Annotated in this window: 16 protein-coding genes and 1 tRNA gene; 5 read left to right on the forward strand and 12 right to left on the reverse strand. The window is 66.3% G+C overall.

Features of this window, described 5'->3' with window-relative positions:
- Positions 1-13: 13 nt before the first annotated feature.
- Both O5K39_RS16660 and O5K39_RS16665 read right to left on the reverse strand, forming a co-directional pair.
- Complete coding sequence (locus O5K39_RS16660) at positions 14-1,828, reverse strand: ATP-binding protein (protein ID WP_271144720.1); 1,815 nt, start codon at positions 1,826-1,828, stop codon at positions 14-16.
- Between the two features lie 73 nt (positions 1,829-1,901).
- The gene (locus O5K39_RS16665) at positions 1,902-2,204 is read right to left on the reverse strand and encodes a BolA family protein (RefSeq protein WP_271144721.1); all 303 of its coding nucleotides are present in this window, start codon (positions 2,202-2,204) and stop codon (positions 1,902-1,904) included.
- 45 nt (positions 2,205-2,249) lie between these two features.
- Here O5K39_RS16665 and O5K39_RS16670 point away from each other — a divergent pair, with 45 nt between their 5' ends.
- The 3 genes from O5K39_RS16670 (at position 2,250) to cobS (ending at position 4,483) form a co-directional block, all read left to right on the forward strand.
- On the forward strand, positions 2,250-2,918 hold the full coding sequence (locus O5K39_RS16670) for a J domain-containing protein (protein WP_271144722.1): 669 nt from the start codon (positions 2,250-2,252) through the stop codon (positions 2,916-2,918).
- A gap of 64 nt (positions 2,919-2,982) precedes the next feature.
- Positions 2,983-3,408, forward strand: a complete 426-nt coding sequence (locus O5K39_RS16675; RefSeq protein ID WP_271144723.1) for an organic hydroperoxide resistance protein — start codon at positions 2,983-2,985, stop codon at positions 3,406-3,408.
- 70 nt (positions 3,409-3,478) lie between these two features.
- On the forward strand, positions 3,479-4,483 hold the full coding sequence (gene cobS, locus O5K39_RS16680) for a cobaltochelatase subunit CobS (RefSeq protein WP_271144724.1): 1,005 nt from the start codon (positions 3,479-3,481) through the stop codon (positions 4,481-4,483).
- On the opposite strand, the gene O5K39_RS16685 is transcribed toward cobS, so the two are convergent.
- The 10 genes from O5K39_RS16685 to lipB form a co-directional block, all read right to left on the reverse strand.
- The gene (locus O5K39_RS16685; protein ID WP_271144725.1) at positions 4,480-5,175 is read right to left on the reverse strand and encodes a hypothetical protein; all 696 of its coding nucleotides are present in this window, start codon (positions 5,173-5,175) and stop codon (positions 4,480-4,482) included. The genes cobS and O5K39_RS16685 overlap by 4 nt on opposite strands.
- A gap of 145 nt (positions 5,176-5,320) precedes the next feature.
- Positions 5,321-6,871, reverse strand: a complete 1,551-nt coding sequence (locus tag O5K39_RS16690) for a DUF1501 domain-containing protein (RefSeq protein ID WP_271144726.1) — start codon at positions 6,869-6,871, stop codon at positions 5,321-5,323.
- Positions 6,872-6,883: 12 nt separating this feature from the next.
- Positions 6,884-8,620: a DUF1800 domain-containing protein gene (locus tag O5K39_RS16695; protein ID WP_271144727.1), complete on the reverse strand. Its 1,737-nt coding sequence runs from the start codon at positions 8,618-8,620 to the stop codon at positions 6,884-6,886.
- Between the two features lie 163 nt (positions 8,621-8,783).
- Positions 8,784-10,676 carry an acetyl/propionyl/methylcrotonyl-CoA carboxylase subunit alpha gene (locus tag O5K39_RS16700; protein ID WP_271144728.1) on the reverse strand — a complete coding sequence of 631 codons (1,893 nt, stop codon included), beginning with the start codon at positions 10,674-10,676 and terminating at the stop codon, positions 8,784-8,786.
- Between the two features lie 173 nt (positions 10,677-10,849).
- Positions 10,850-12,457: a carboxyl transferase domain-containing protein gene (locus O5K39_RS16705; RefSeq protein ID WP_271144729.1), complete on the reverse strand. Its 1,608-nt coding sequence runs from the start codon at positions 12,455-12,457 to the stop codon at positions 10,850-10,852.
- Positions 12,457-13,620: an isovaleryl-CoA dehydrogenase gene (locus O5K39_RS16710; protein ID WP_271143615.1), complete on the reverse strand. Its 1,164-nt coding sequence runs from the start codon at positions 13,618-13,620 to the stop codon at positions 12,457-12,459. Before O5K39_RS16710 ends, O5K39_RS16705 begins: the two co-directional genes overlap by 1 nt.
- Before the next feature lie 129 nt (positions 13,621-13,749).
- Positions 13,750-14,340, reverse strand: coding sequence for a hypothetical protein (locus O5K39_RS16715; protein ID WP_271144730.1), 591 nt, complete (start codon positions 14,338-14,340; stop codon positions 13,750-13,752).
- A 49-nt stretch (positions 14,341-14,389) separates the two neighbouring features.
- The gene (gene msrB, locus O5K39_RS16720; protein WP_271144731.1) at positions 14,390-14,884 is read right to left on the reverse strand and encodes a peptide-methionine (R)-S-oxide reductase MsrB; all 495 of its coding nucleotides are present in this window, start codon (positions 14,882-14,884) and stop codon (positions 14,390-14,392) included.
- A gap of 194 nt (positions 14,885-15,078) precedes the next feature.
- Positions 15,079-16,560, reverse strand: coding sequence for a hypothetical protein (locus O5K39_RS16725; protein ID WP_271144732.1), 1,482 nt, complete (start codon positions 16,558-16,560; stop codon positions 15,079-15,081).
- A 141-nt stretch (positions 16,561-16,701) separates the two neighbouring features.
- The gene (gene lipB / locus O5K39_RS16730; RefSeq protein ID WP_271144733.1) at positions 16,702-17,418 is read right to left on the reverse strand and encodes a lipoyl(octanoyl) transferase LipB; all 717 of its coding nucleotides are present in this window, start codon (positions 17,416-17,418) and stop codon (positions 16,702-16,704) included.
- 77 nt (positions 17,419-17,495) lie between these two features.
- Between lipB and O5K39_RS16735 the strand changes: the two genes are divergently transcribed.
- Positions 17,496-17,747, forward strand: coding sequence for a FliM/FliN family flagellar motor switch protein (locus tag O5K39_RS16735; protein WP_271144734.1), 252 nt, complete (start codon positions 17,496-17,498; stop codon positions 17,745-17,747).
- Positions 17,748-17,798: 51 nt separating this feature from the next.
- Positions 17,799-17,883, forward strand: a tRNA-Leu gene (locus O5K39_RS16740).
- Positions 17,884-17,911 lie beyond the last annotated feature (28 nt).

The following is a 17,911-nucleotide window of genomic DNA, read 5'->3' on the forward strand; positions in this document are numbered from 1 at the left end:
GCTCAGGTCAGGTTCAGGCGGCGACCGAAATTTCGCCTTGTTCCTGCAAAGCCCGCACGGCGACCCGGCCACCGCCGACCCGGTTCATCAAGACGGCCAGGGCCGCGAAGTCGATCGGCTTGTTGAGATAGGCGTCGGCACCCGCGTCCAGACCCGCCATATGGTCCTCGCGCCGGGCCGAGGCGGACAGGACCGCGATGGGGGTTTCGGCATTGACGCCGTCCTGACGGATCAGCCGCGTCGCGCTGAGACCGTCCATGACGGGCATGTTCACGTCCATGATGATCAGGTCGAAGGTCTGGTCGCGGGCCACATCGACGGCGATCTGGCCGTTCTCGGCCGAGGCGGTGGTGTGCCCCGCCGAGGCCAGCCAGGCCTCCAGGATCATGCGGTTGACCGGGTGATCCTCGACGACCAGCACGCTGAGCGAGCCGCCGTTCTCGATCTCGGCATGGATGGGAGCGGCGGCCTCGACGGCGGACCATTCGACCACCTCGGCCTCTACGGTCAGGGTAAAGGTCGAGCCGACACCGATCTCGGACGTGACGGCGATGTCGCCACCCATGATATTGGCCATGCGCCGCGCGATGGTCAGGCCCAGGCCTGTGCCGCCGAACCGGCGGGTGGACGAGGCGTCGACCTGGGTGAAGGGCTGGAACAGCCGGGCGAGGTCCTCCTGGGTGATCCCCGATCCCGAATCGGTCACGGAAAAGTCGAACCGCACCCGCTTGTCGTTCACGCGGGTCGAATGGATGACGTACTCGATCTTGCCGCGTTCGGTGAACTTCACGGCGTTCGACAGCAGGTTCTGGATCACCTGACAGACCCGGAGGGGGTCGCCACGGACGACCGACGGCTGTTCCCCGGTAAAGTGGGAGACGAACTCCAGACCCTTGGCCTCGGCCTGGGCCACGAACGGGCCGGTCACACGGCCGTGCAGATCGTTGAGGTTCACGTCCGCCAGCTCGAACGTCATCTTGCCGGCCTCGATCTTGGTCATGTCGAGGATGTCGTTCAGCAGGCTCAGCAGGTTGTCGCCCGAGTTCCGGATGATCGACAGATAGTCGCGCTGGGTTTGTTCCAGCCGTGTGGCGCTCAGCAGCTGTGCGGCACCCAGGACCCCGTTCATGGGCGTGCGCAACTCGTGCGAGATGATGCCGAGGAAGTTGGACTTGGCGTTGTTGGCGGCGTCGGCCTTGTCGCGGGCGGCCTGAAGTTCGGCGATCAGGTGCGACTGGTGTTCCTGAAACGCGCGGATCCGCTCCTCGCGCAGCATGGTCATGGTCACCAGCACGAACATGCCGGCGGCGGTGAAGGGAATGACTCCCAGGAAGGGCCAGAACAGCGGGCCACCCCACAGACTGACCAGGATGGCCAGGGCGACGAGGCCATAGGGCGACGAGATCACGATCGCCTGGCGCGGGGAGCTGCGCAGCTGGGCGAAGACCAGCACGTAGCCGGAAATCAACAGGGCAACGGCCAGCGACTGGCCGAAGGGGCTGGGCGAAAACCAGGCCATGAGGGGCGCGGCGGCCCAGGCGCAGGTGGTGATGGTGGCGACCGCCGGGAAGATCATGCCCCAGCCCGCGCCGACCTTTCCGGCCATCCGCTTTTCAAAGGCGCCGCGCACCGCGCCGGCCCCCAGGGTGCCGATGAACCAGACCATGGCCGGAACCCAGCCGACGGTGGCCACCAGGCCCAGGGCCCAGCTGGCGATGATCACATAGCGCAGATACTGGGTCTGCAGAATCGCCATGAGGGCCAATGCGGCCTCGCCGGCATCGTTGTCGGATGCCAGTCCTTTGCCGATACCCTCGGATCCAACCATTGAAATTCCGGCTTCTGAACAGTCCCGCGACCATCTGCGCACAGACTGTCTAAGACGGGATGAACGGGAATCTTCAGCCGGTTGCGGCCTCTGCGGGTGTCATGGCGCGGATCGACAGGGCGTGGACGGGCCCGGCCAGCTGTTCGGCGACGGCGGTGTTGACCGCGCGCTGGCGGGCGACGCGGCTCATGCCCTCGAACGCGGCCGAGACGACGATCAGGTTGAAGTGGGATTCGCCGCCCGGTTTCGCGTCCATGCCGCCCTCGTGGTGGTGCCCGGAGTGCCGCGCGCTGTCGTCCTCGATCTCGAGCCGTGTCGGTTTCAGCGCGGCTGTGAGTTTTTCGCGGATAATCGTCGCGATCGGGCCTTCGGACATCGAACCATCCTTGATGATGACCAAATCGACCTTACACTCTGCCCAATGCCTGCGTCATTCGAATACAAACCCCGTTTCAAGGATATGCGGATCAAACCGCTCAAGGCCGGAGAGGCCGAGGCGGAAGCCGACGTCCTGCGCCTGAAGCCGGGCGAGAAGCCGTGCGAATGGCCCGAGTGCCGCAAGGCCGCGACCGCGCGCGCCCCGAAATCGCGCGAGCGGCTGAACGACTTCTACGACTTCTGTCAGTCGCACGCGGGCGAGTACAACAAGAGCTGGAATTTCTACGCCGGCATGAACGAGGCCCAGATCCGCGCGGCCAAGGAAAACGAGGCCATGACGGGGGGGCGTCCCACCTGGGACATGAAGGCCTCCAAGAACTCCCGCGAAGCCGCGACCTTTGCCGCCAAGATGGGCACGGCCAACACGACCGGCACGGGGTCTTGGCGCGACAGCTATGGCCTGTTCGGACGCAAGGGGGATCAGGCCCCGCAATCGCCGACCGAGGATCGCCGCGTCGGCAAGATCGAACGCAGCGCCCTGGCCGACCTGGACCTGGAGCCCGGCGCGACCAAGGAGGCGATCAAGACCGCCTATCACGATCTGCTGAAACGCTGTCACCCCGACCACAACCAGGGCGACCGCGGTGCCGAGGCCAAGCTGGTCCGCGTTATCAAGGCCTGGAAGACGTTGAAGAAGGCGGGTATCGCTTGAAGGCTCCCTCTCCCGACGGGAGAGGGACGCACTATATCTGGCTCCCACCTCACAGGAGCCCCTCATGGACATTCTCTACAAGGCCCACGCCACCGCCTCGGGCGGCGGACGCGACGGGCGATCGCACACCGACGACGGCAAGATCGACGTCAGCCTGTCGGTGCCCAAGGCCATGGGCGGCGACGACGGCCCCGGCACCAATCCGGAACAGCTGTTCGCGACCGGATACGCCGCCTGTTACCTCGGCGCGCTGCGGCTGGTCAGCGGCAAGGCGGGCACCCCCGTCGGCAAGGACACCAAGGTCCATTCGACGGTCGGCTTCGGCCCCAATACGCGCGGCGAGGGCTTCAACCTGGATATCGCGCTCAAGATCACCGACCACGGCCTGGACCAGGCGGTCATCGACGACCTGATCGCCAGGGCCCACCAGGTCTGCCCCTACTCCAACGCCACGCGCGGCAACGTCGATGTGGCGCTCAGCGCGGAATAGTCGCGGTTAAATCACGGGATCGGGCCGCGCGCGTGTTGAGCCGCGCGCGGCCGGTGGCTAGAGGATGCGCATGGCCTTTCCCCTCGATGCGACCCCCGATCCCCTGCTGACGTTCGAGCCCCACCGCAAGGTGAGCGTGCGCGAGGCGTTCGGCATCGACGCCGACATGACCGTGCCGATGTTCGACATCGTCGACAGCCACGTGCCGGAGGTCGATCCCAGCTACAAGTTCGATCCCCAGACCACCCTGGCCATCTGCGCCGGCTTCGCCCACGACCGCCGCGTGATGGTCCAGGGCTATCACGGCACCGGCAAATCGACCCATATCGAACAGGTCGCGGCCAAGCTGAACTGGCCGCTGGTGCGAGTGAACCTGGACAGCCACGTCAGCCGCATCGATCTGGTCGGCAAGGACGCCATCGTCCTGAAGGACGGCAAGCAGATCACCGAGTTCCGCGAAGGCATGCTGCCCTGGGCCATCCAGCGGCCGATCGCCCTGGTGTTCGACGAATACGACGCGGGCCGCCCCGACGTGATGTTCGTGATCCAGCGCGTGCTGGAGGCACAGGGCCGCCTGACCCTGCTGGACCAGAACCGTGTCATCCGGCCCAACAAATGGTTCCGCCTGTTCGCCACCACCAACACCATCGGCCTGGGCGACACATCGGGCCTGTATCACGGCACCCAGCAGATCAATCAGGGCCAGATGGACCGCTGGTCGATCGTGACCACGCTCAACTATCTCGACCACGACGTCGAGGCCGAGATCGTCGCCGCCAAGGCCCCCGAATGGGCCGACGCCGAGGGCCGCCGCAAGATCGCCGCCATGGTCCGCGTCGCCGACATGACCCGCAACGCCTTCATGAACGGCGACATCTCGACGGTGATGTCGCCGCGTACGGTGATCACCTGGGTCCAGAACGCCATCATCTTCGGCGGCGACGTGGGGTTGTCGTTCCGGCTGACGTTTCTCAACAAGTGCGACGAACTGGAACGCCCGACGATCGCGGAGTTCTATCAGCGGGCGTTCGGGGAGGATCTGCCGGAGGCGGCGGTGCGGGTGAAGGTGGGCTAGTCGGCGGAGTCCACGGCCCGAGGTCGTGCGTCACGCGCCGCGATCAACGTCCGCGTCAGAGCAACCCGCTGGCTGAAATCAGTCTGTGCGGGAGGGGCACCGCTGAGATCTTCCAAACGCGCCATCGCACCCTCGAAATCCCCGACCTGCCGCAGCAGGTTCGCGACGATGATTTTTCGCCACCACCAATCCGGATCCTCAGATGCTTTGTCCTGGACCTTCGCATCCATGAGGGGGACCAGCTCCGCGACATAGCGGGAGTAGGCCTCAGGCTTGTCGCGAGCCTGCCAAGTCGCGGCGAGCAAAAGAAAGTCCGGATCAGCCTCGGAGTCCGGTTCGATCTTCGGCAGGACGAAGCGGAGCAAATAGTACGGTGCTTCGTCCTTGATTGCTTGATACTCTGGCGTCTCGACCAAAGCCTTGATACGCGCTTTGTCGTTGTCGTCGAAATCGCGACGGTAGACGGGGAAGTTGGAACCGGGACATTGGGGAATCGGCATGGGCGTTGTCCAAGACCCCATTGGCTTGCCGTCCAGCTCTGCCCCCCAGGTCGAAAACGAGGCCGTATCGGTGAAGCTAAACTCGATGCCATCTACGGGGCAAGCGATCTGAACCCGGACTGGCGTGCCAGCGGTCGTCGGCGGTGCCCATAGAGCCAAGACCAACGCCGTGATCAGAGCACTCAGGCGCATCGAATTGTTCCCCTTTTTCGTTCTGGGAACTTCACCGCAGATGTGTGGTGCCATTGTGTCCAGCACGGCTCATGGTCGGCACCGTGAGTCTGGATGTTGGGCGCAAGGCCCAGAATGACGATGGGTAGGGTTTGCGAACGAAGCCTTACAGGAACCCCATCCCCCGCGACGCAAAGTTCCGCAGGTTGGGGAAGATCAGGTCCAGGTTGCCTTCCGACACTCCCAGCCACCGCCCCATGGTCGCCGCGTACTGATCCACCGAGGTGGTGGGGACCAGGGCGTTGCCGGCCATGTCGGGGTTGCGGAACGTGCCCAGGTCGACGCCGACGGTCGGGAACTGGCCGTAGATGTCGCCGCCCCGGACGCTGCCGCCCATCACCAGCTGGTGGCCTCCCCAGGCGTGGTCGGTGCCGTCGCCGTTGGTGGTGAAGGTGCGCGAGAAGTCCGACGCGGTGAAGGTCGTCACGTTCGGGCGCATATCGATGCCGCCGATGGCACTGAGCGCGCCATCGAAATAGGCCATTGCGGCCGCGACCTTGGACAGGTTGTTGGACTGGGCCGAGTTCTGGAAATCGTGGGTGTCCCAGCCGCCCAGGCTGACGAAGAAGACCTGACGCTTCACGCCGGTGGTGCGCTGGCTGGCGATCGCCTTGGCCACGGTCTGGAGCTGGACCGCCAGACTGTTGGTCTCGGTCAGGCCAGAGATGGGGTTGGTATAGACGGGCGGCGCGGGGATGGCGGCCGACAGCGACTGGGTGAACAGGCTGTTCAGGGTCGCCGCCGCGCCCATCGATCGTTCGGTGACGGTGGAGTAGTCCAGGCCCGCCAGACTGGTCGTCGACTTGCCTTGCAGGATTTCACGAGCCTTGGCCGGACCGACGGAGGAGCCGAACAGCGACGACCCCGTGGCCCCGTTGATCACCACCCCGGGCTGGGCTCCGGTGGACAGCTGGTACTGGACGATCGACTGGCCCGACAGCCAGACGGCGTTGCCGGCCGTGGAGATGGCGGTGAACAGGCTCGAAGTGCCGTTCTGGCTGGCCAGGATGTCGCCCATCCGACCGCCCCAGCCGACGCGTGCCCCCTCTCCGGCCCCCGCCTGCCAGGTCGATTGCTGGTCGTTGTGCGAGAACAGGTTGGCCGGATAGGAGACGGTGCGCGCCTGATACTGGGCCTTGGTGATCGGCCGGACCAGGGTGCCGACATTGGCCACGACGGCCAGCCGCCCGGCGTCGAACAGGTTTTTCGCCGGGGCCATCAGGGGATGGATACCGAAGGTGCGGACGCTGGCGCTGGTGCCCGCCGGCACCGGGTTCACCGTCCGCGGGACCAGCGGCAGCAGCCCGCCCCAGGCCTCGGGCATCCGCGCCGAGGTGACGGTGCGGCCGGTGACCGACGACGTGCTGCCGATCGGCACAGGGGCGGCACCCGGCGGCATCAGGGCGATGGGATCGTCGCCCGTGCGGCGCGCGGCCCAGTAGCGGTCGTAGGAATCCTGGTCCGTCGCCACCACCATGTTGTTGGCGTCATTGCCCCCGAACAGGAAGATGCAGACCAGGGCGCGATAGTCGGGCGCGCTCTGTGACGCCGCAGAGCCGGCCGCCGCCAGCTGCATCGCGAAGGGCGCCGCCGCGCCCAGCATCCCCAGAGCCCCGCTGGCCCTCAGGAAATGGCGTCTGTCCAGGGGTGTCGTCATCGTCCCATCCCCTCAGCGCTGAACCAGATATTCGGGAGAGATCATCGTCAGATAGATCGCCAGCTTGGCCCGGTTGGTCAGGGCCGTATTGATCTGGGCCTGGGTCGCCGTGCCGCCGGGCACCGTGATGCCCCTGACCGCGTCCAGAATGCGCGCGCGCAGGGCGCCGGACATCTGGCCGTAGAGCAACAGGGTGTTGATCCGGTCGACCAACAGCAGCGGGTCGCCGGCGACCATGGTCTCGGCCGCATAGGTCGATCGGACGTCGGTGCCCGTGCCGATCCCGTTGCCGATCGTGTTCTGCATGGTGTTGGCATAGCCGGCGACCGAGACCTCATCGACGATCTGGAACTCGGGCTGCAACAGGTTGACGGCTCCCAGCCGGGTGTTCGGCGGCGAATATCCGGGACGATAGAAGTTGAACACCGACGGCGAACTCAGCGGTGACTGGCCCAGCGAGGTGTTGGCGCTGGTCGAGGTGATCAGATACGCGCCCGACACCGAGGTCGCGTTGAAGGCCCGCATCCAGTTAGTCATGCGGATGATCGGCTCGCGCACCTTGCCAAAGACGGCACTGTCGACATTGTCCGGGTGACGCGCCTCGGGGTCCAGCAGGATGGCGCGGATCACCGCCGCCATGTCGCCGCGCACCCCCGCGCCATTGTTGTTGAACACGCTGGCGACCCGCTCGACATAGGCCGGGCTGGGGTTGGACGTCACCAGCCGCTGGATCAGCTGCTTGCCGATGAAGGGCCCGACATTGGGGTGGGCGAAGATGGTGTCGAGCGCGATCTTCAGGTCGGCCGCGCCGTCGGTCGATCCCGCGGCGATGGTCCGGCCCAGGAAGGCCTTCTCCGACGTCGAATGGTAGGTCGAATAGAAGATCATCGGCCGGATCGTGGCGTCGGCGTTCTTCACACGTCCGGCGAACGTATTGGCCGTTGGGGTCGGATGGTACCAGCTCCAGCCCGTAAACACCTTCGCCAGCCCCGCGATGTCGGCCGACGTATAGGCCGGCAGGGGCGCGCCCGCGCTGTCCAGCCGGGCCGTGCCGTTGGTGTTCAGCTGGCTGACGCCGATCGACATCAGCTGCAGCACCTCGCGGGCATAGTTCTCGTCCGGGCTGCGGCCGGTGGCGGCGTCTTCCTTCTGATTGGCGATACTGGTCAGATAGACGCCCATCATGGGATGCAGGCTGACCTGCTCCAGCAGGGTCCTGAAGTTGCCGAAGGCGTTGGCACCCAGCATGTCGTAATAGGATGCGGCCCCGCGCGTATCGATATTGGGATCCAGCAGGGAGATGACGAAGATCTCGGACAGGGCGAACTTGACCCGCTGGCGCAACTGATCGTCGCTGCGCGACGAATAGTTCCAGAAGCTTTCGTAGAACTGGTTGGGGGCCAGGGTGGCCGTGGCATTGCTCTCGCGCATGTCGATCAGGCGGTTGTCGACATAGTTCACATGCGACGGCGTCGGCATGGCCATCTGCTGGTCGATCCAGGACGCGTAGGTGGTGTTCTTGACGGTCTTGATGCTGGCCTGGGTCGGGCCGAACGTCGCCTGGGTCAGAAACCGCGCGGCCTCTGCATCCGACAGCGGGCTGCTGGTGGTGGTGTTGCTCTGGGCGGCACCGCCGAAGCCGGGGATCTGGATATTGGAGCCGTCGCAGGCGGCGACGGTCAGGGTCAGCGCGGCAAGACCGACCTGCGCGGTCCGCCCCAGATGTCGTTTCAGCCTAGCGAAGAGCACGACAATCCCCCGATGGTCGGTCCAGATCTGCCTCGCCTATGACACGATTTCAACTGACTCGCGAGGATCGATTACTGCAAAGGTCCGGATTTCGCGCTTAACGCGACATTGACCACGAGGCGTAACCTTGACCCTTCATTGAGGATGGGCGACCGCAGCACCCTCAGTCTGCGGTCACGGTCGCCAGAACGGCATCGGCGGCGACCTGATCCCCGACCGCGGCTCCGACCCCGGACACCGTGCCGTCAAACGGGGCGACCAGCGCATGCTCCATCTTCATTGCCTCCAGCACCACGATCGGCTGGCCCTTGACGACGACGTCGCCGACGGCGGCCGAGACGGCGACGATCTTGCCGGGCATGGGTGCGCGGAGGGAGCCGTCGGAGGTGGAGCCGCCGCCTGCACCAACGGGAGCGTTCATAGAAACGCGGTAGGGTGATCCCTCATCAAAATAGACGGTCGTCACGGGGTCCGGCTCAAAATGAACCCTTTCGGCAGCAATATTGTCGTCGATCTCCAGTCGCGTGAGCAGTCCATCCACGTAGACAGTCTGGCTTGCCGCAGAAGTCGCATTAAGCCGGAAGCCCATGGCCCCTCCCCGCTGTGACCAAGGGGCAAAATAGTCGCTTCCGGATTCTTCGACGCCGAAGCGAAGAACGCGCGCAGCGGACTGAAGCGCATAGTCGCTGATCTTGCGAACCGTCAGATCGCCCTCTTCCTTGGCGATGAAACCGGTGTCGACGTCGCCCTCGACGAACTTCGGATGCTCCAAACACTTCACCAAGAAGGCCGCATTCGTCTTCACCGGCCAGACCTCGACGTCGGCGCAGGCGTCGGCGAGGCGGGCGGCGGCGGCTTCGCGGCTGGTCTCATGCACGATCAGTTTGGCGATCATGGGGTCGTAGAACTGGCTGACCTCGCCGCCCTCGAAGACGCCCGTGTCGATGCGGATGTCGTCGGGCAGGCGGAAATGATTCAGCTTGCCGATGCTCGGCAGGAAGCCGTTCGACGGGTCCTCGGCATAGAGCCGCGCCTCCATGGCCCAGCCGTTCATCGGGATATCGGCCTGTTTCAGCGGCACGGGTTCGCCCGCCGCCGCGCGGAACTGCCATTCGACCAGGTCGACGCCGGTGATGCTCTCGGTGACCGGGTGTTCGACCTGCAGCCGGGTGTTCATCTCCATGAACCAGATCCGGTCGGCGTGCAGGCCTTCGGAGGCATCGGCGATGAACTCGATGGTGCCGGCACCGATATAGTTCACAGCCTTTGCCGCGCGCACGGCAGCATCGGTGATCGCCGCCCGCGTCGGGCCGTCCATGCCGGGGGCCGGGGCCTCCTCAATGACCTTCTGGTGGCGGCGTTGCAAGGAACAGTCGCGTTCGTACAGGTGGACGACCTCGCCCTGGCTGTCGCCGAACACCTGAACCTCGATGTGACGCGGCGACAGGATGTATTTCTCGATCAGCACGCGGTCGTCGCCAAAGCTGGACGCCGCCTCGCGCTGACACGACGCCAGGGCGTCCAGAAAGGCCTCCGACGTCTCGACCCGCCGCATCCCCTTGCCGCCGCCGCCCGCGACGGCCTTGATCAGCACGGGATAGCCGATGGCATCGGCCTCGGCCTTGAGGTGGGCCGGGGTCTGGTCCTCGCCCATGTATCCGGGGGTCACCGGCACGCCCGCCGCGACCATCAGCTTTTTCGCCGCATCCTTCAGACCCATCGCCCGGATCGAGGCCGGGGGCGCGCCGATCCAGACGATGCCCGCCGCCATCACGGCCTCAGCGAACTCGGCGTTCTCGCTCAGGAAGCCGTATCCGGGGTGGATAGCCTCCGCCCCCGTCGCCTTCGCCGCTGCCAGCACCTTCTCCGCCACCAGATAGCTCTCGCGCGCCGCCGCCGGCCCGATCAGCACCGCCTCATCGGCCTCGCGCACATGCATGGCCCTGGCGTCGGCCTCGGAATAGACGGCGATGGTGCGGATGCCCATGCGGCGGGCGGTGCGGAATACGCGGCAGGCGATCTCGCCGCGATTGGCGACCAGGACGGATTTGAACATGGTCATCGGGTCCTGATCTGGAAGTTCAATCCTCCCCCATTGGGGGAGGTGGCGCGGCGCGGCTTCGCGCCGTGACGGAGGGGGCCCGAACTGGAAGCGGTATCTGGGGTTGGCCCCCTCCACCGCTTCGCGGTCCCCCTCCCCCTACGGGTGAGGATTTGCGTGGCCATCCCCTACATCCTGAACACGCCGAACACCGTGTCCGGGATCGGGGCATTGAGCGTGGCGGAAATCGCGAGGCCGAGGACGTCGCGGGTCTGGGCGGGGTCGATGATGCCGTCGTCCCACAGGCGGGCGGTGGCGTAGTATGGGTTGCCCTCGTCCTCGTATTTCTGGCGGACCGGGGCCTTGAACGCTTCGGCCTGTTCAGGGGTCCAGCTGTCGGCGTCGCGGTGGACGGTGGCCAGGACGGCGGCCGCCTGTTCGCCGCCCATGACGCTGATCCTGGAGTTCGGCCAGGTGAACAGGAAGCGCGGCGAATAGGCCCGGCCGCACATGCCGTAGTTGCCGGCGCCGAAGCTGCCACCGATCAGGACGGTGATCTTGGGCACGGCGGCGCAGGCGACGGCGGTGACCAGCTTGGCACCGTGCTTGGCGATGCCCTCGGCCTCGTACTTGCCGCCGACCATGAAGCCCGAGATGTTCTGCAGGAACAGCAGCGGAATCTTGCGCTTGCAGGCCAGTTCGATGAAGTGCGCCCCCTTCTGCGCGCTCTCGCTGAACAGAACCCCGTTGTTGGCCAGGATGGCGACCGGATAGCCCCAGATGCGCGCGAACCCGCACACCAGGGTCGTGCCGTACAAGGCCTTGAACTCCTCGAACTCCGAGCCGTCGGTGATCCGGGCGATGACCTCGCGCACGTCATAGGGAGCCCGCACGTCGTCGGGGATCAGGCCGTACAGTTCCTCCGCATCGAAGGCGGGGGCACGGGGTTCGCGGACGTCGATGGAGACGGTCTTGACGGTGTTCAGCGACGCCACGATGTCGCGCACGATCTGGAGCGCGTGCTCGTCGTTCTCGGCAACGTGATCGACGACGCCCGATTTGCGCGAATGGGTCTCGGCCCCGCCCAGGTCCTCGGCCGAGATCACCTCGCCGGTCGCGGCCTTCACCAGCGGCGGGCCAGCCAGGAAGATGGTGCCTTGATTCCTGACGATCACCGTCTCGTCGGACATGGCGGGCACATAGGCCCCGCCGGCCGTACACGACCCCATGACGCAGGCGATCTGGGGGATCGACTTCGCCGACATCCGGGCCTGGTTGAAGAAGATGCGCCCGAAATGTTCGCGGTCGGGAAACACCTCGGCCTGGTGCGGCAGGTTGGCCCCACCGGAATCGACCAGATAGACGCACGGCAGTTCGTTCTGCTCGGCGATCTCCTGGGCCCGCAGATGCTTCTTCACCGTCATGGGGAAGTATGCGCCGCCCTTCACCGTCGGGTCGTTGCAGACGATCATGACCTCGCGGCCCGACACCCGTCCGATGCCGCAGATCATCCCGGCGCCGGGAGCCCCGTCGGGGTCCTTCGCATCGCCATACATGCCATTGGCCGCCAGCTGGCCGATCTCCAGAAACGGCGAGCCGGGGTCCAGCAGCCGTTCGACCCGGTCCCGTGGCAACAGCTTGCCGCGCGAGACGTGGCGGTCGCGCGACGCATCGGATCCGCCCCGCCCGGCCCTGGCGACCTTCTCGCGCAGTTCGGCGTTGAGCGCGCGATTGTGGGCGTCGAGCGCCTTGAAGGCCGCGCTGTTCGGATCGATCGAGGAGGTCAGGCGGGGCATCAGCTTCCCAGCAATTCGCGGCCGATCAGGAAGCGGCGGATCTCATTCGTCCCCGCGCCGATGTCATACAGCTTGGCGTCGCGGACGAGGCGTTCGACGGGCCATTCCTTCGTATAGCCTGCGCCGCCCAGAGCCTGCACCGCCTCCAGCGACACCTTCACCGCGTTCTCGGACGCCAGCAGGATCGCTCCCGCCGCGTCATACCGCGTGGTTTTGCCCTGATCGCAGGCGCGGGCGACGGCGTAGACATAGGCGCGGGCCGAGTTCAGAGCGACATACATGTCGGCGACCTTGGCCTGCATCAGCTGGAACGAACCGATGGGTTTGCCGAACTGTTTCCTGTCCCGCAGGTAGGGCAGCACCACATCCAGCGCCGCCTGCATGATGCCCAGCGGTCCGCCCGACAGCACCGCCCGCTCATAGTCCAGACCGCTCATCAGGATGGCCGCCCCCTGGCCCGGCGCTCCCATGACGTTCTCGGCCGGGACTTCGCAATCCTCGAACACCAGCTCGGCCGTGTCGGACCCGCGCATGCCCATCTTGTCCAGCTTCTTGGAGACGCTGAAGCCCTTCATCCCGCGCTCAATCAGGAAGGCGGTGACCCCGCCGTTACCGTCGCCGGTACGGGCATAGACGACCAGGGTGTCGGCGGTCGGCGAGTTGGTGATCCAGAATTTCGTGCCGTTCAGGATGTAGCGGTCGCCCCGCGCATCAGCCTTCGTCCGCATCGACATGACGTCGGAGCCCGAGCCGGCCTCCGACATGGCCAGCGACCCCAGATGTTCGCCGGAGATCAGCTTGGGCAGATATTTCGCCTTCTGCTCCTCATTGCCCCACCGCCGGATCTGGTTGACGCACAGGTTGGAGTGAGCCCCGTAGCTCAGCCCGATTGAGGCCGAGGCCCGCGACACCTCCTCCATCGCCACGACGTGCTCGAGATAGCCCATCCCCAGCCCGCCGTACTCCTCCTCGACCGTAATCCCGTGCAGCCCCAACTCACCCATCTCGGGCCACAGGTCGCGGGCGAATTTGTTGGTCTCGTCGATCTCTGCGGCGCGCGGTGCCAGCCGGTCGGCGGCCCAGCGGGCGGTCGTCTCCCGGATCATGTCGGCGTTCTCGCCGAGGCCGAACTCCATGGACTGCGGGGCGAAGGGAATGCTCATGAACAGGCCTGATGCGAGAGTGTCTCGTCATCCTAGCCCGACAATCCGGCCGTCGAAATTGCGAAATTCACCCCGATCGGGGGCAAATGATGCACAGGCCGACCCATTCGGGCGGCCGTCCCGACGCGATCAGTCGTCCTTGGGCTTTTCGCCCGCGTCGTCGCTGTCGTAGCGCAGGCCGAAACTGGTGCTTCGGCCCGGATAGACGATGCCACTGCCCAGGAAGAAAGGATCATAGGCACCGCGATAGCCCGGACCGTACAGCAGGGCGTCGGGGCCGCGCCCCGGATAGCCGTATCCGTAGCCGTAACCCCAGGGACTGTTCTTCGATTCGCTGTAACTCAGATCGACGCGACCGGTCTCGCCGATCGGGATCGAGACCCGGCCGCCGAAGGCGGTGTAGTCGCCCGACCCGACGGCGGCGAAGACCTCGCCATGCATCTTGCGGTCGTCCGGCTGTTCCCAGGGGTCGCGGCCGAGGCTGTCGTCCGCGAAGGGTTTGGTGTTCGCCCTGCCCTGCCCGATCCAGCCGTCGATCTGCTGGGCCGTGGTCAGGCCGTGGGGGGTGATGGTCTGGCTGGAGGCCGAAGGAACCTCGCCGGCGACCGGCGCGACCGCGTCTGTTGCGACGGACTGCTGTCCGCGCGGCGCCGTCGCGACCACGGCCTCGGGATCGTTCGCGCCCGACAGGGCGGCGGCGGCGAGGACGGCGATCAACATGCGGCGAGCTCCAGCGACAAAGCTACCCTAGCGAACAATGCGGCCAAGGTCAGGCGTTTCCGTCTCCGCGCCGCAACGGATCGGGCAAAGGCTGGCCCTCCTCGACGAAGGTCAGGGCAACGGAGTTGATACAGTAGCGCAGGCCGGTCGGCGGCGGACCGTCGGGAAAGACATGGCCCTGATGGCTGCCACAGCGCGCGCAGGTCGTTTCGGTCCGGGTCATGCCGTAGGAGCGATCGACGATGGCGGTGACATGCGCCTCGTCCACCGGCTGGGTGAAGCTGGGCCACCCGGTGCCGCTCTCGAACTTGGTCGTGGCCTTGAACAGCGGCAGGCCGCATTCGCGGCAGCAGAAGACGCCGGGCCGCTTCTCGCCCAGCAGCACGCCACAGAAGGGTGCCTCGGTGCCGTGGGACAGGAGGACGCGCTTCTCCTCGGCATTCAGGTCGGCCTCAAGCGCGACGCGCTGGCCCTCCGACGGCGGGGTCAGGTCATAGCCGGAGGCGGAACGCAGCGGGGTCGGGATGGTCGATGTGTCGGTCATGCATCTGAAATAGGAAAGGCCGGCCGAGGTTGCACCCCCTTCTCCCTTCCCTTCATGGGGAGGGACGGTCGCGAAGCGACCGGGGTGGGGAATTGTGCCGCCAAGGAGAGCATCGATACTTCACACGGCCCCACCCCGGCTTCGCTGCGCTACGCCGTCCCTCCCCACTTCGGGGGAGGGAGAAGCGCCCTTACCTACTGCATCAGGGTCGCGACCCAGGCCCGCACCGCCGCCTCGTCCGACGGATTGCCGGTGTAGGTCAGGGCCGGCTGCGGCGTGAACGGGGTGTTGTTGGCGCGCTGGCGCGAGGTCCAGGCCTTGTGGCCGAAGCTGAGGTCCGAATAGTTGGACGGCAGACGCATGGTCGTCTGTTCGATGAAGATCGAGTCCGTCGCCGTGACCGAGCCCGCCAGCTTGACGTTCGGCAGACGCGTCAGCAGGTCGAGGGTATCCAGGCAGCCGCCCGAGCAGCCGCTGTCGACCAGCACGACCACCGGCCCTGCGATCGGGTTGGCGGCCCCGGTGTCGGGCACGGCCGGACGGCCGGCCAGGGTGAAGCTCTGACGGCCCGAGGCGATGGCGGCGTCGAAGGCGGCGACGATGGCCTGGGTTTCCTCGATCACCGGCGCGCTTTCCTGCACGAAGCGGGGGTCGGCCTGCATCCGGCCCAGGGTCTCGGCGTACCACTGACGGTTTCCGGGGGTGGCGCGATAGGTGATCTCGCCGGCGGCCGGCTGGCGGCTGACGGTGAACTCGGGCGTCCAGATGCGGTTGGCCAGGCCATAGCCGCGCGCCGTCGAGGTATAGGACTGGCCGCGGGCACCGCGCAGATCCAGCACGAAGCCGTTGCGCAGAGCCGGCCCTTGCGCCTGGACCGCCGCATTGAAGGCGTCCCAGCCGGCGGTGTCGGCAAACGAATGGACGTGCAGCCACGGACGGCCGTTGACGATCTCGATGCCCAGCGGCGTCGGGCCGGGCTGGTAGACGGTCGAGCGATAAGCCGCTTCCAGATCCGCGATCAGCGGCGGTTGCGGCATCAGGCGGAATTCACGCGGACGACCACGGCCACCCACCTGGAAGTTACAGGCACCGGGCGTTCCGGTGGTGAAGGGGTTGTTGCGGTTCCACAGCAGGAAGGGGGCGGTGTTGATCCGGCCGGCTTCCGAGGTCAGGTCGCCTTCCCAGCGATCCAGCTTGTCCTGGGCCATCTGTTCGGCGGTCTTGCCTCCGCAGTCGACGAGGACGGCGCCCAGGGGCGGCGTGCCGCGCACCCCCGGCTTGATATAGGTCACCACATATTTGCCGCCGCGCCAGCCGGTCGTGAAGCCCGGCCACTGGATCGCGAAATAGGGGCTGAGGCCCTCGAAGCTGGGCGTCATGGCGATGTTGGAATCGCGGAAGCCACGCGCATAGTAACGCATCAGATAGGCGTGGCTGTCGCCCGAGTTGACCTGGGCCACCTTGGCCATGGAGTCCGCCAGGCCTGCGTCGATCCAGCCGTTAAAGGTCTGGGCCGCCGCGCCACCGACGACGGCGGCGGGGTGGTTGGCGCGCAGTTGGTCATGCGCGGCCTGAAGATCCTGACGCGCGAAAGCCCGGAAGTCCTGGGCCGTCGCGGCCCCTGCGGCCATGGCGAGCGCCGCAAAGGCGGCGGCGGCGGTAAACAGTCGATGCATGAAAGCAGGCTCCAGAGCCGGTCACGAAGGGATGAGAGGGTTAAAGCGATCCGCGCCGGACTTGCCAAGCCCGATCCCCCGCGAAGCGACACCAGAGGCCGATTTGTCGCGAAGATCACGGCGACAAAGGGGCGTGACGGGTCAAACCGGCGGCATGGCCGGTGTCACGGGGCCGAAGATGGTGAGGAACGCACCCTTCAACGCCGCATCCGCCTCGTCCATCGTGGCCAGGACGCCGAGGTCGACCAGACTGGTCACCCCGTGATCGGTGATCCCGCACGGCACGATGCCGCCGAAATGATCGAGGTCGGGCTCCACGTTCAGGCTGATCCCGTGGAAGGTCACCCATTTCCTGACCTTGACGCCGATGGCGGCGATCTTGTCCTCGCGCGACCACCCGGCCCCTTTGCGCTCGACCCAGACCCCGACGCGGCCGTCACGCACCCCGGCCTCGACGCCGAAGGTCGCCAGGCCGTCGATCAGCCACTGCTCCAGGGCCCGCACCAGCCGGCGGATGTCGCGACCACGGGCGTTCAGGTCCAGCATCACATAGGCAACCCGCTGGCCCGGCCCGTGGTAGGTATATTGTCCACCGCGTCCCGACCGGTGAACCGGAAACCGCTGCGCATCCAGCAGGTCACCGTCCTTCGCCGAAACCCCGCCGGTATAGAGGGGGGGGTGCTCCAGCAGCCAGATCAGTTCGGACGCCTCGCCCGCCGCGATCGTCGCGACCCGCGCCTCCATGGCCGCGACGGCATCTTCATAGCCGATCAGGCCGGTCGAAACCGCCCATTCGACGGGTCGGCCGTCATCACGTTGGAGCCGAATTCCGGCGGGGCTTAACGGGTCGGCAAGCATGAGGACTCAATGTGGCGTCGGGGGCCCATGCGCAAGGGCTGTCGCTTGCGCGGCCCCTTGCATGAACCGAGTACGCCTTGAGCCAGATTGACGCCGTCGATGTCGAGATTTCCGTCGTGCTGGGCCGATCGGTCCTGCCGATGTCGCAGCTGTTGCGGATGGGTCGCGGCGCGGTGATCCCGCTGGACGCCTCGGAACACGACGAGGTCTGGATCCTGGCCAACAACCATCCCGTCGCGCGCGGCGAGATCGAAATCCGCGACGACCGCATCGCGATCACCGTGACGCGGGCGGCGGATGTCTATGACTTCATGGCGGGAGCCGCCTGAACCCCCTTCCCTTCCGGCGCGACCTCCGCTATTGCCCCGCCTCCGATGCGAGCGGTCGTGGCGGAATTGGTAGACGCGCAGCGTTGAGGTCGCTGTGGGGCAACCCGTGGAAGTTCGAGTCTTCTCGACCGCACCATCAGACGCTGTGATGCGCTGATCCAACC

The sequence above is a fragment of the Brevundimonas sp. NIBR10 genome (assembly GCF_027912515.1).
Taxonomy (GTDB): Bacteria; Pseudomonadota; Alphaproteobacteria; order Caulobacterales; family Caulobacteraceae; genus Brevundimonas.

Coding starts and splice junctions, on each gene's coding strand:
- O5K39_RS16700 (WP_271144728.1), bottom strand. CDS start 10,676: ATGTTCAAATCCGTCCTGGTCGCCAATCGCGGCGAGATCGCCTGCCGC.
- O5K39_RS16710 (WP_271143615.1), bottom strand. CDS start 13,620: ATGAGCATTCCCTTCGCCCCGCAGTCCATGGAGTTCGGCCTCGGCGAG.
- O5K39_RS16715 (WP_271144730.1), bottom strand. CDS start 14,340: ATGTTGATCGCCGTCCTCGCCGCCGCCGCCCTGTCGGGCGCGAACGAT.
- lipB (WP_271144733.1), bottom strand. CDS start 17,418: ATGCTTGCCGACCCGTTAAGCCCCGCCGGAATTCGGCTCCAACGTGAT.
- cobS (WP_271144724.1), top strand. CDS start 3,479: ATGGCCTTTCCCCTCGATGCGACCCCCGATCCCCTGCTGACGTTCGAG.
- O5K39_RS16705 (WP_271144729.1), bottom strand. CDS start 12,457: ATGCCCCGCCTGACCTCCTCGATCGATCCGAACAGCGCGGCCTTCAAG.
- O5K39_RS16690 (WP_271144726.1), bottom strand. CDS start 6,871: ATGACGACACCCCTGGACAGACGCCATTTCCTGAGGGCCAGCGGGGCT.
- O5K39_RS16675 (WP_271144723.1), top strand. CDS start 2,983: ATGGACATTCTCTACAAGGCCCACGCCACCGCCTCGGGCGGCGGACGC.
- msrB (WP_271144731.1), bottom strand. CDS start 14,884: ATGACCGACACATCGACCATCCCGACCCCGCTGCGTTCCGCCTCCGGC.
- O5K39_RS16725 (WP_271144732.1), bottom strand. CDS start 16,560: ATGCATCGACTGTTTACCGCCGCCGCCGCCTTTGCGGCGCTCGCCATG.
- O5K39_RS16685 (WP_271144725.1), bottom strand. CDS start 5,175: ATGCGCCTGAGTGCTCTGATCACGGCGTTGGTCTTGGCTCTATGGGCA.
- O5K39_RS16670 (WP_271144722.1), top strand. CDS start 2,250: ATGCCTGCGTCATTCGAATACAAACCCCGTTTCAAGGATATGCGGATC.
- O5K39_RS16660 (WP_271144720.1), bottom strand. CDS start 1,828: ATGGTTGGATCCGAGGGTATCGGCAAAGGACTGGCATCCGACAACGAT.
- O5K39_RS16665 (WP_271144721.1), bottom strand. CDS start 2,204: ATGTCCGAAGGCCCGATCGCGACGATTATCCGCGAAAAACTCACAGCC.